The organism is Oceanobacillus rekensis (assembly GCF_002153375.1).
In the GTDB taxonomy this organism is placed as follows: Bacteria; Bacillota; Bacilli; order Bacillales; family Amphibacillaceae; genus Oceanobacillus; species Oceanobacillus rekensis.
Genome location: NZ_MTBQ01000004.1, coordinates 431,946 through 444,125, shown reverse-complemented (window position 1 = coordinate 444,125; position 12,180 = coordinate 431,946). Strand labels below are relative to the sequence as shown.

Annotated in this window: 11 protein-coding genes and 1 tRNA gene; 2 read left to right on the top strand and 10 right to left on the bottom strand. The window is 38.3% G+C overall.

From position 1 onward, the window contains the following. The first annotated feature begins 1 nt into the window (after position 1). Positions 2 to 1,543, top strand: coding sequence for a DHA2 family efflux MFS transporter permease subunit (locus BV906_RS12950; RefSeq protein WP_087974045.1), 1,542 nt, complete (start codon positions 2 to 4; stop codon positions 1,541 to 1,543). A 138-nt stretch (positions 1,544 to 1,681) separates the two neighbouring features. After that, positions 1,682 to 1,755, top strand: a tRNA-Met gene (locus BV906_RS12945). 458 nt (positions 1,756 to 2,213) lie between these two features. Here BV906_RS12945 and BV906_RS12940 read toward each other — a convergent pair. The 10 genes from BV906_RS12940 to fin form a co-directional block, all read right to left on the bottom strand. Further along, entirely contained in the window at positions 2,214 to 2,597 is a 384-nt protein-coding gene (locus tag BV906_RS12940) for a S1 domain-containing RNA-binding protein (protein WP_087974044.1), read from the bottom strand. A 285-nt stretch (positions 2,598 to 2,882) separates the two neighbouring features. Further along, positions 2,883 to 3,263 carry an FtsB family cell division protein gene (locus BV906_RS12935; RefSeq protein ID WP_087974043.1) on the bottom strand — a complete coding sequence of 127 codons (381 nt, stop codon included), beginning with the start codon at positions 3,261 to 3,263 and terminating at the stop codon, positions 2,883 to 2,885. Between the two features lie 5 nt (positions 3,264 to 3,268). Then, on the bottom strand, positions 3,269 to 3,868 hold the full coding sequence (yabQ, locus tag BV906_RS12930; RefSeq protein WP_087974042.1) for a spore cortex biosynthesis protein YabQ: 600 nt from the start codon (positions 3,866 to 3,868) through the stop codon (positions 3,269 to 3,271). Next, positions 3,865 to 4,167 (bottom strand): sporulation protein YabP, encoded by a 303-nt coding sequence (gene yabP, locus BV906_RS12925; RefSeq protein WP_087974041.1) that lies wholly within the window; start codon positions 4,165 to 4,167, stop codon positions 3,865 to 3,867. The genes yabQ and yabP overlap by 4 nt, the downstream gene beginning before the upstream one ends. A gap of 56 nt (positions 4,168 to 4,223) precedes the next feature. Then, positions 4,224 to 4,481 (bottom strand): RNA-binding S4 domain-containing protein, encoded by a 258-nt coding sequence (locus tag BV906_RS12920; protein WP_087974040.1) that lies wholly within the window; start codon positions 4,479 to 4,481, stop codon positions 4,224 to 4,226. Between the two features lie 5 nt (positions 4,482 to 4,486). Beyond that, complete coding sequence (gene yabN, locus BV906_RS12915) at positions 4,487 to 5,938, bottom strand: bifunctional methyltransferase/pyrophosphohydrolase YabN (protein WP_087974039.1); 1,452 nt, start codon at positions 5,936 to 5,938, stop codon at positions 4,487 to 4,489. Continuing rightward, positions 5,939 to 7,522, bottom strand: coding sequence for a putative polysaccharide biosynthesis protein (locus BV906_RS12910; protein ID WP_087974038.1), 1,584 nt, complete (start codon positions 7,520 to 7,522; stop codon positions 5,939 to 5,941). 108 nt (positions 7,523 to 7,630) lie between these two features. Next, positions 7,631 to 8,164: a stage V sporulation protein T gene (gene spoVT, locus BV906_RS12905; RefSeq protein ID WP_087974037.1), complete on the bottom strand. Its 534-nt coding sequence runs from the start codon at positions 8,162 to 8,164 to the stop codon at positions 7,631 to 7,633. A 178-nt stretch (positions 8,165 to 8,342) separates the two neighbouring features. Beyond that, entirely contained in the window at positions 8,343 to 11,867 is a 3,525-nt protein-coding gene (gene mfd / locus BV906_RS12900; RefSeq protein WP_087974036.1) for a transcription-repair coupling factor, read from the bottom strand. Between the two features lie 77 nt (positions 11,868 to 11,944). Then, the gene (fin, locus tag BV906_RS12895) at positions 11,945 to 12,175 is read right to left on the bottom strand and encodes an anti-sigma-F factor Fin (protein WP_087974035.1); all 231 of its coding nucleotides are present in this window, start codon (positions 12,173 to 12,175) and stop codon (positions 11,945 to 11,947) included. Between the last annotated feature and the right edge of the window lie 5 nt (positions 12,176 to 12,180).

The window sequence follows — 12,180 nt, the reverse complement described above, 5'->3', positions numbered from 1 at the left end:
CTTGAGAGATAGAACTGCTTTTGTAGATGCTTCGGAAGTGCCTAAAGGACCAATAATCTTTGTCATGGTATTAGGGGCTTTTGTTGCTATTCTAAATCAAACGCTTTTAAACGTAGCATTACCAGTGATGATTGTTGATATGGGTATGTCAGCGAATGCTGCTCAATCATTAACTACCATATTCATGCTGGTAAATGGAATATTAATTCCAATTACCGCTTTTTTAATGGAAAGATTCTCGACAAGGCATTTATTCCTCACGGCTATGTCACTCTTCGCCCTTGGTACACTTTTTTGCGGAATTTCATTTTCCTATCCATCCCTTCTTGCAGGGAGAATTGTCCAAGCTGCTGGTGCGGGAATAATGATGCCACTATTAATGAATGTCGTTTTAAGTTTATTTCCGATTGAGAAACGTGGCTCTGCAATGGGATATATTGGGCTTGCAATGATGTTTGCACCGGCAATTGGTCCTACACTATCAGGTATTGTCGTACAAAACTACTCATGGCGTGTTTTATTTTTCATTGTATTGCCAATTACAATTATTGATATTGCTCTTGCATATTTCCTATTACGAAATGTAACAAAACTATCCAATCCGAAAGTGGATTATAAATCAATCATCCTATCTACTCTTGCATTTGGTGGGTTACTCTACGGCTTTAGTAGTGCTGGTGAAAAAGGGTGGACTAGTGCCGGGGTATATATTCCATTAGGAATTGGCACAGTTATTATGTTTTTCTTTATAACACGACAACTAAGGATTAAAAGACCAATGCTCGAGTTCCGAGTGTTCAACTATAGTATGTTTTCCTTAACAACCATCATTAGTGTCGTTGTTACCATGTCAATGTTCGCTGCAATGATTCTGATACCGATCTATTTACAAAATATCCGTGGATTTTCACCACTTGAGTCGGGTTTACTCTTATTGCCAGGAGCACTCATATCCGCTTTTATGTCTCCGGTAACAGGTAAGTTGTTTGATAAAATTGGTGCACGTCCATTAGCATTAACAGGGCTTGGGATTACTGCAATCACGACATTCTTGTTTTCTAATCTTACGAATGAAACTGGATATTACTTTTTGATGTTTGCCTATAGTTTGAGAATGGTTGGTATATCGATGATTATGATGCCGATCATGACTGCCGGATTAAATCAGCTGCCAAGGAGACTATACTCCCATGGTACAGCAATGGCTAACACATTGCGCCAAATGTCAGGATCCATTGGTACAGCTTTTTTAGTGACAGTCATGACTAGCCAGACAGCAAGATATATGAATGATTCGATGTCTGCTTCGGGGATAGCTACGGAGAAGCAGCTCATAACACTTGAAAATATGGCAACCATTCAAGGAATAAACGACTCCTTTATGGTTGCGACATTATTTGCTGTTTTAGGATTTATTATTTCTATCTTTATTAAACGGACGGCCCCTGTCGAAGAAGATGAGGAATATAATCATCAAATTACTAGCAAGGGAACACAAAAAGTACAAGGACCCCACCAAGTAAATACATCACAAACTAGATAGGAGAATTATAATGCTCTGTACATAGGAGCATTATGACTCCCCCTTAAACATGATAAAATAGAGTTTTAACTGATTTTAGATGAAATCTATTGACACAACCCTTTCTCTGTTGTATCATAATTTCTGTTGACTTAATTTGGCGGCGTAGCTCAGCTGGCGAGAGCGTACGGTTCATACCCGTGAGGTCGTGGGTTCGATCCCCTCTGCCGCTATCATTAAAAGGTCCACTCAGGGGGTTGTATCCTTGGGTGGACCTTTTATTTATTTGCTGTTTTCTAAAAAATTGGGACTGCGGTTCACTCATCCCATCATAAATGACACAAAATCTATAAAAAACTTCAAAGTAGCTTAAGCGTGACTTCCTTCCATCCTTTAGAAGATGAGTGTTTTTGCCGCCGTCCGGGATCGCTCTGGGAAATACACGGAGACTTCTGCGTGAGGAAAGGCATCGGTGAGCCCGCGAAAAGCGTGGTGTATTTCCCAGAGCGGTCACCAAAGTATATCTTAAGTTCGTAGTTTATCTCAATTCTGCGTTTCCTATAAAGCAAGAATTCTTTTCGGGATGACGAGTAACGACAGTCCCAAACATTATAATTCTACACACAAAAAAGCAGGCATCTATTCGATGCCTGCTTTATATATATTAGAGCATTGTCCATAGACAGCATTGCTACCCTCTTTTGGCACCTCGACCTCCACGTTTGGATTCCGTGTGCTTTTTCAAAGAGGCCAAACGATCCTCTGAGTCTTTGAGAAAACGGTTCATTTTAGATTCGAAATTTTCAGTCCGTTCTTTCGGGCTTTTTTGACGTACTGGTCGATCCTTTGCCTTTTTAATGGATAAACCAATTTTACCGTCTTTTTCGACATTAATGACTTTTACTGTTACCTCATCACCAACACTCAAGTGTTCGTTAATATCCTTAACATAGTTATCAGCAACCTCACTAATATGGACCAGACCCGTTTTACCCGCTTCCAATTCCACGAATGCTCCAAAATTAGCTATACCGGTTACCTTCCCCTGCAGCTTACTGCCTACTTCGATTGACATAAAAAAAATGCTCCTCCTTAAAAGATTAAATGTAGTAGTTCTTATACAATATGAGTTCAAAGAAGAGGATAAAAAGGACCAAGAAGTTCCTTTCCCAAAATACGCTTATAGACGAAGGTACAGGAGTTCTATTCAACGTATGTTTTTATTTTCTCGCACGTTGGAGAGGGTAGCTTTTCTTTCTAGGAATGGAAAAGGCAAGCTAACTAGAAACATCGATGTGTCATTTTTATCGGGCTTTTTGAACATCCTCTTAATATAGTATATTAATCCACTTCAAAAGTGTCAATATGACGGATCTTCATTAGGAATCTTGAATATTTGTTCACCTTCTTTGGAGAAGAAGTAATTCGTTCGGGCAATATCCAGTACATAATCCTCATCTTGCAACAGTTCAATTTCTTCCGTTAGATATGCTTCCTCTTTCTCCAATGTTGCTAGTTCTTCTTTCAATTGTTCATATTGTTCTATTTTTTCCGCTTGAAGCTCACGCTGATTAAAATGGTATACAGCAGTGCTGCCAATAGCAATCGCTATGATTATAGAAAATAACACAAGACGTCGAATTAACCGCTGCTTTTTCCTCTTCTGTCTCTCTATGTATGCATCATACTGCTGCATATAATTCGAGTCTAATCTTGTAATCGTTTTTTCCTCGGACGACAAAGCCACTACCTCCTTTTAAACTTTAGATACTTCAGCCACTTATAACATATATTCTTTATTGTACTATAAAATCCTGCTAATTTGTGTGAAATGTTTTTGAAATTATTAGGCATTAATCGATAAATACCAATTAAAATCCATCTGAATGGAGTCAAAATCACTTTTAACGCGAAAAGGACAATCGAACCAACTAATGTAATGATGAATACAATAATACGTAGAATAAACTTAATGATCCATGTAATTGGCGTGATAATCAGACCTTGAATCAAGTTCCTGAAAAACCGAAGAATAGATGTCGCAATTCGTATAATCGATTCCAGCAAGCGTTTGTATACAGCCTTTCCAAAAACTTGATACATCGAAAATCCGAGAAAACAGGCCAGGAAAACATAGAGCCTTAGTTCCCCGGCATTCACACGAAATAGGACATAAAAAATGATTCCCGTTTGAGTTATCCAAAAAATTATTTCCAACAGGTATGTTAAAAATATACTTTTCTTCCAATACGGTGTAAAGCGCCGGAACGTTTCTTGTACGATACCCAAATAAAAGCCACTTGAAACCATGGCAATCAAAGTTAGAAATTGGACACTGAGTGTCATCGGAATAACTTGCTAAAGAATCCTTTAGCTTTCTCCTGTTGCTGTTCATCGACATAGGAAAGCTCATAAATTTTCCCTTTTATAGTAACGATACCCTCTGTCACGTCAAGGTTCTTCAATTGTAGATTTTGTCCACGTATTATCAGGTAACCCATAACTGTCTCCAGCAAAAACTCCTCATTGTCAAAACTGTCCACTTCTTTTACTCCAGTGATCTCCAGGTTTTTACGGTTATTCATTTTTACAGAGTGGTCTGTTTGCACACGATTTACCGTGTCCTTGTTCTCATAATAGTTCATTAAAAAAACCCTCCTTATCACTATTAATTTATGATAGGAGGGACAAGTATAGAACTCTATTCAACCTTTTCTTCTTTGACGATTGTATATAATGTTTCTGCCTCATCTTTCTTTACATTTTCCCTTAAATCATTGACTTTCACTGTTACGAGTTTTTGACCAAATCGAATAATTAGCTCGTCGCCTGCAGAAAGGGTTGTGGAAGCTTTGGCCTGATTTCCATTTACCGTTATTCTGCCTTGATCAGCTACCTCTTTGGCTAATGTTCTTCGTTTAATAATCCGTGATATTTTCAAAAATTTATCCAATCGCATCGGATTCACTCCCTTTCCTTTGCTTGATTCCAGTAGGCATCCATCTCTTCAAGGGTCGCCTGATTGATGTCTGCCCGTTTTTTTTCAAACTGCTTCTCTATAAATGTAAAACGCGATAAAAACTTCTGGTTTGCTCTGTTTAATGCAATTTCCGGGTTAATTTTATAATACCTTGTCAAATTAGCCAGTACAAATAGAACATCACCGAATTCATCTTCTATTTCATGCTTGGATTTCGTTTCGATAGCTTCCTGTACTTCTTTCATTTCTTCATCAAGCTTCCCCCAGATATCTGTTACGTTCTCCCAATTAAAACCAACTTTTGCAGCTTTTTTCTGGATTTTAAAAGCTTTAGCAAGAGAAGGGAGATGCTTTGGAACACCATCGAGGACGGATTTGCGCTGATCGCCTTTTTCCTCTTTTTTTAGCTCTTCCCAGTTTTTCTTGACGTCATCAACCGAACCGATTTTCGTATTTGAAAAAACATGTGGATGGCGGAAAATCATCTTATCTGTAATGGAGCGGATAACATCGTCAATTGTAAAATATCCATCATCCGCACCAATTTGACTATGTAGCATGACATGCATTAGAATATCGCCCAGTTCTTCAATCATATTGTCATCATCTTCAGCATCAATTGCATCAATTAGCTCATATACCTCTTCAATCGTATATTCTCTGAGTGATTCATGTGTCTGCTCCTGATCCCATGGACATCCACCCGGGCCCCTTAATGTTGCCATTACTTCCCTTAGGCGGTTAAATGTATGATTCAATACTGTTGGTGGTGCGGGCGGGACATACACACTCGTTAGGTTACTGATTTCCATGGAATGATCGAGTTCTTCCAATGGAATAGTTGTAATTTTTTCCTGTTTACTTCCTGCAGCTTCAACAATGGTAACTTCATAATCGGCTGGAAGATCTTCTAATAAAGCTAGCTTTACATCAGAGGCAATAAATCGATCGTATACTTGGCAAAAAATCAGATGATGGCGGTAATCCAATGCAGAGCGATTAAATGCAGTTCCATCAACAAATTGGAATCCATCAATCGGATCTATCTTTAGAGAAGTAAATAAATCATCCAAATAACTTTGTCCCCCAACAACAGTTACTTCCACCTCATTTTGCTCTAGTAAGAGTTGTACCGTCTTCTCAGCAAGCATCGGATGGCCTGGAACCGTATAGATAAGCGTGTCGTCTGAGCCTAATGCACACTTTAGTAAGGTTTCTGTAATGCGATTATATACAGCTCCAAATTGTTCTTCTTCTTCATACATTGCATCAAAGGATTCAAATCGGATTCCTTCTTCAATCAATGTTTTAATAACTGGATGGTCGATGGTACGTGTAAAGATAATGCTTTCCGTATTTGTTAATTTTTTATAAATACCTAATGGAAGCTGATCTACATCTCCAGCACCAAGTCCAATGATTTCAATTTTACTCATTTATTTTCCTCCCTTGTAAATCCAAATAAAAACCCGCGCCTTTGGAAGCATCGCTAATTGATCCTCTGTAAAAGCTCTCCCTCTTAGAAGTGTAATAATAAAAATGAGTCCTCCCGTTATTGAGATAAATAAAACATAAACCAATAATAAGACTCGAGTTGCCTCTACAGCATCGGAAACAATCCAATCAATCAATATAATATAAACTACCATTGTGATGCTTGCTTGAATAAGTGCCAACCAATTAATCCGGTTTATAAACTCTAGTCCTGGCAATTTCCTTTTCAGCTCTATCATTACGATGATAAATAACACAAGTAGGCTACCGATCGTTGCAACTGCACTCCCCATAATTCCCCAGATTGGTACGAGTAATTGATTACCCGTCCATTTTACGAAAAAGGCAATTAAAATAAACCCAGCGGTCCGTTTAATATGCCCCAAACCCTGAAGGATAGAAGAAGCGGTAATGGCAACCGAACAGAGGAATATCGCGATCACAAGTACTTGTAATTCCATTGTTCCCTTGGTATCCTGGAACAATAAAAGATTTGTCTCCGGGAAAATAGCAATTAATCCAATGGTCGCACCGACGGCTAAGTAAAAACTAAATAGCAGTGCAGTGCGGATATAGTTGTAAAAAGTGACCGGTTCTACTTCCAGCTTCTCTTTTGAAATGGATGGGATCAATGCCAATGCAAAAGATGATCCTAGAACAGTTCCAAGCTGAATGAGGGGTTGTCCACGATCAAAGATACCTTTTGCTTCCATGGCCTCCATTTGAGTTAACCCAAATTCCTTCAGGCTTTGAATCAATGTAAATGCATCGGCAAATTGAATAACAATCAATACCATATGATTAAATGCTGCAACAATACCGAGAATCAGTAAGGTTCTTAAATAATAATTCCAGGGAACCTCATATTTGTCACTGGAAACAGGTTTTTTTTTGATAAAGAAAAATACCAAAATAACAATTCCAACGATACCACCACATATGGATGCTAACGCTGCAGCCTGTCCAATTTGATATAACGGATGATTACCAAAGGCAATGTATAATGCTGCCAATATAATCATAAACACACGGACAAACTGTTCCCCTATTTGGGAAAAGGCTGTTGGCTTCATATAGTATTTCCCTTGGAACACACCTCTAAATAAACCAGCAAATGGTACCAGCAGAAAAACAAAAGCTGTAAGTTTATACGTATGTACTAGATTAGGATCCCCTACCCAACCCGCAATCGACTCTGCATTTAATAGTAAAAAGAGAAATGCAGATCCATTTATTGCAATTAAAATTAAAAAAACCGGAAGATAAAAGCTCGTAAAGGAGAGGCTTTTACCTGAAGCCTTTAAATCCACTGTCATTTTGGAGATGGCAGAAGGAAACCCGTATAACGATAGAATCATAACAATTCCAAGAATCGGATATACTTGCTGATATACATAAAATCCAATATCCCCTGTCAGATTCTGTAGGGGGATCCGGTAGCCTGCACTTAATACTTTACTGATGAGTCCTGCCAATGTTAGAAGCAATGCACCTTTCACCAGCTTATTTGTTTCATTTCCGTTCATAACCCGCGTCCTTCATGTTGATTTTACCTTATTATAACATAGGTTATAAATCCAAAAAAATCTGCCTCAAAGGAGTTGAACTCCTGAGACAGACACGTTCATTAAGTACTATTCCATCTGTTTAGCTAAAAATACTGCAGCTGTTTCTGCACTTTTTTGTTCTACTTTTCCGATTTTTTCTTCTTTAGAGAAGATCATCACACACCCGATAGGATCTCCATTTGCAATAATGGGACTGATACAATAGGAATTTATTTCCTGTTCCTGACCTTCGATTATTTCCATTGTTACCGGATCCACTTCAAATAGTTGTGATCTACTTTCTATCACTTTTGTTAATGGAGCAGCAATATTTTTATTTAAATAATCCTTTTTTGATTCACCCGCAATAGCAATAACCTCATCCCGGTCACTTATAATTACAGGTGATTGCAAAGAGTTAAACAGTGCTTCAGCATATTCTTTCGCGAAATGCCCTAACTCACTTATTGGGGAATATTTCTTCAGAATAATTTCCCCTGCTCTATCAACAAATATTTCTAATGGATCTCCTTCACGAATACGTAACGTTCTCCTGATTTCTTTTGGAACAACAACTCTGCCTAGATCATCAATTCGACGTACTATTCCTGTTGCTTTCATCTCTAAGCTGCCTCACTTTCTAATGATGATTACCATTTTATCCGTTCCTTTACTTAACGTGTAAAAATCACCAGGTGTGGTTTTAGTATAAATCATCCAGAAATAACTATACATTCCATGGAATATTTTATTTTTAAAGGTTGTTCAAAAGTCCAGAAGCATGTGATGTCGTATTTGTTTACTTGTCCCGATTAACGTCACTTAATTTCTTAATAAACTTTTCAACAACATCATATTTGCTGTGTTCTGTTTCTTTGGACCAACTGAACACAATTTTTAGGTTGTTATTTTCTGTCCCCAACCCGACATTGCGCCCAAAGGTATTTGCCAATTCAAAGAGCTTCGAACCATCAATTTGCTGGCTACGACTGTCATCAATAAGCAGCACAATTTTCTTATTTCGTTCCGTAATGGATTCCACACGTTGCTTTTTCGCATGAATCTTTAGAGAGGATACGATAAATAGATTTTCTACCTCTTTCGGATAATCACCAAAACGGTCAATTAATTCATCCTTTAGTTCTTCGATATCTTCGGTAAGGGTCATCCCTTGAAATTGTTTATAAATATCAATTTTCTGCTTCTCATCGTTAATATATTCATCCGGAATATATGCATCAAGAGTCAGTGTGAGCTCAGGCTCAAATGGCACAACTTCTTCAAGATCTTTACCTGCTTTACGTGCCTCAATTGCATCCATCAGCATTTGTGAATACATATCATAACCAACGGAATCGATGAATCCATGTTGCTGGGATCCCAACAGATTACCTGCACCACGGATGGAAAGGTCACGCATCGCTATCTTAAATCCTGAACCAAGCTCTGTAAACTCTTTAATCGCCTGTAAGCGCTTTTCAGCAACCTCTGTAAGTACTTTGTCCTTTTGATAGGTAAAATAAGCATATGCAACACGATTTGAACGTCCTACACGTCCCCTTAATTGATAAAGCTGACTTAATCCCATCCGATCTGCATTGTTTATAATCAAGGTATTTACATTGGGAATATCGACACCCGTCTCAATGATTGTCGTACTGACAAGGACATCATACTCGCCCTCCAAAAATCCAAAAATGACACTTTCCAATTCCGTTTCATTCATTTGTCCGTGGGCAACACCAATTCTTGCATTATCTACTAGCATGCCAAGATCACTGGCAACTTTATCGATATTCTCCACTCGGTTGTGAAGGAAAAACACTTGGCCACCTCGCGCCATCTCCCGTTCAATTGCCTCACGAACAAAAATTGGATTGTATTCCATAACATATGTCTGAATTGGAAAACGATTTTCTGGTGGCGTTTCAATCACGGACAAATCACGAACCCCAAGCATGGACATGTGAAGGGTTCTTGGTATAGGTGTCGCTGTTAGGGTCAACACATCAACATTTGTTTTTAACTTTTTAATTTTTTCTTTATGCTTAACCCCAAATCGCTGTTCCTCATCCACAATCAGTAGCCCAAGATCCCGGTACTCTACATCTTTGGATAATATTCTATGTGTTCCTATAACAATATCGACAGTTCCCTTCCTTAACCCGTTAAGTGTTTCGGTTTGTTGCTTCTTCGTTCGGAACCGGCTAAGAAGACCAATCGTAATCGCATGGTCCTGGAAACGCTCCTGAATAGTTTCAAAATGCTGTTGTGCTAATATTGTTGTTGGAACTAATAAGGCAACCTGCTTACCATCTGCTATCGCTTTAAATGCCGCTCGAATGGCAACCTCAGTCTTACCGTAACCTACATCTCCACAAAGCAGGCGATCCATCGGTCTTTCTCTTTCCATATCGTGTTTAATCTCTTCAATACAACGAATCTGGTCTTCTGTTTCCTGGTATGGAAAGGATGCCTCAAATTCGCGCTGCATCTCGGTGTCTTCAGAAAAGGCAAAACCCTTTCTCGCTTCTCTTTCTGCATATAGCTTAATCAATTCATCTGCTATGTCTTCAACAGAAGATTGTACCTTTCTTTTAACCTTTGTCCATTCAGATCCACCAAGCTTGTATAATTTCGGTTCCTTGCCTTCTGAACCGACAAATTTTTGAACAAGGTCAATTTGATCAATTGGAACAAATAATTTATCATCACCAGAATATCTAATCAGCATATAATCTTTATGCAAATCATTTACTGCCAGTGTCTCAATCCCCAGATATTTACCAACCCCGTGATTAGCATGGACAACATAGTCGCCAATTTTTAATTCTTGGTAGCTTTTTATACGTTCTGCGTTAGAAACCTTTTGTTGCCTTCTTGGGCGTTTTGCCCTCTTTTTGAATAATTCATTTTCAGTTACGACAGCTAATTTGTGCATTGGAAGCTCTATACCGTTTGTAATGTTACCAATTGCAATCGTCGGTATATCTACCGGTAGATTCAAATTCTTAGTCACCGTAGATTCAATATCATAATCTGCTAAAATAGAGTGGATTTTGTCTGCCCGCTTTTTGGTTGGAGCAAGAATTAAAACAGAGAAATCCCCCTTTTCCCAACGTTTTAACTCATTTTTAAATAAATGCATTTGTCCATGGAATTCCTGCATGACTCTTGACGATAGATTAATAATATTTTCTGGTTGGGTATTCGGAATATGTCTTAGGAATACAGACATATAAATACGTTGCTGTTTCATTATATCGAGAACTGTATTCCAATCCAATGAGAATTTACTATCTCTTACCATCTGGCCTGAATCAAGTAAACTGCTGTACCATTCCGCTTCTTCTGTATCAAGGTTTGTAGCCGTTTCTTGAATTCTGCTCATCTCATCCAGAATAATAAGACCATCTGATGGCAGATAATCTATTAAACTAGCAGGTTTTGAATAGAGGTAACCGATATATTTATACATTTCTGAAAATCGTTCTAAGTTTCTAAAACGGCTAATATCGTGTTCCATTACTTCCACTAGTTGTTCTTTTGCATCTGTGGCTTTCATTTTTTTAAGTGTTGCAGCAAGTGCATCTTCCAATCTTGTTGAAGCTGCTATGATATCTTCATCCGTTAAAAGTAATTCTGTAGCCGGACCGATAGTCACTTCTTCTACCTTATTCAGCGACCGCTGTGTTTCAGCATCAAAATAGCGTATCGAATCGATTTCTTCATCAAATAATTCAATACGTATTGGGTGCTGTTCTGTAATTGGGTAGATATCAATAATTCCTCCACGACGGCTGAACTCCCCAGGACTGGTAACCATAGAAGCATGTTCATATCCCATATCGATTAGAGACGTTAGGTAGGTATCGATCGGAATATCTTCTCCATTTATAAAACGCAGCTGATAATTTGCCCAATAACTTTTCGGAGGCAAAATTCGTTTCAATGCTGCAATAGGAGCGATTAATATGCCTGTTTTATTCTGAGACCATTCTGTCAGCGCTTCGATCCGTTGTGCCCTTAGTTCCGGACTGGATATAGAGACTTCAGAAGCTATTAACTCATTTACCGGGTATAAATATACGTTTTCTTCGTCCATGAACTCGGATAGATCATCATAGAGCTGTTGTGCTTGTACCAGTTGATGTGTTACTAGTAGAACAGGTCGATTAATTGATTGATTAATGACCGAAACAAGCATACTTCTTGCAGAGCCAGAAAGCCCTGCTATAAGCTGTTCATTCATTCCCCCAGTAATTCCACTTAAAATCGAATGGATATCTTCTTTCGTTTTTAGATAGTTATTAATGCCCCTCATCGTTCTACCCCTCTTAACATGCATATATAAGCGCAAAAACGCTTTGGTTTACTGAACCAAAGCTTCTGCCACTTATGTTATTGTATAAAAAAATCCAACTCGTGATAGTTAGGATGCTGGCCTAAGGCTTGCTCACAGTTCTCACAAATTGTATGTATTTGAATATCACCATTACTTTCATAATGGATCATTTCTTCCAATTCTTTTTTATTTAGCTGCTCGAAACCAAGCATAGATGTTTCAATCACCTTTTGCTCCAGTTTTCCAATTGTATGCCCACAGTGTCTACAGTTATAAATAATTGACATCATCA

Excerpts from the sequence above, each read along its gene's own strand:
- BV906_RS12940 (WP_087974044.1), bottom strand. The coding sequence starts at position 2,597 with ATGTCAATCGAAGTAGGCAGTAAGCTGCAGGGGAAGGTAACCGGTATA.
- yabQ (WP_087974042.1), bottom strand. The coding sequence starts at position 3,868 with ATGACACTCAGTGTCCAATTTCTAACTTTGATTGCCATGGTTTCAAGT.
- yabP (WP_087974041.1), bottom strand. The coding sequence starts at position 4,167 with ATGAACTATTATGAGAACAAGGACACGGTAAATCGTGTGCAAACAGAC.
- BV906_RS12920 (WP_087974040.1), bottom strand. The coding sequence starts at position 4,481 with ATGCGATTGGATAAATTTTTGAAAATATCACGGATTATTAAACGAAGA.
- yabN (WP_087974039.1), bottom strand. The coding sequence starts at position 5,938 with ATGAGTAAAATTGAAATCATTGGACTTGGTGCTGGAGATGTAGATCAG.
- BV906_RS12910 (WP_087974038.1), bottom strand. The coding sequence starts at position 7,522 with ATGAACGGAAATGAAACAAATAAGCTGGTGAAAGGTGCATTGCTTCTA.
- spoVT (WP_087974037.1), bottom strand. The coding sequence starts at position 8,164 with ATGAAAGCAACAGGAATAGTACGTCGAATTGATGATCTAGGCAGAGTT.
- mfd (WP_087974036.1), bottom strand. The coding sequence starts at position 11,867 with ATGAGGGGCATTAATAACTATCTAAAAACGAAAGAAGATATCCATTCG.
- fin (WP_087974035.1), bottom strand. The coding sequence starts at position 12,175 with ATGTCAATTATTTATAACTGTAGACACTGTGGGCATACAATTGGAAAA.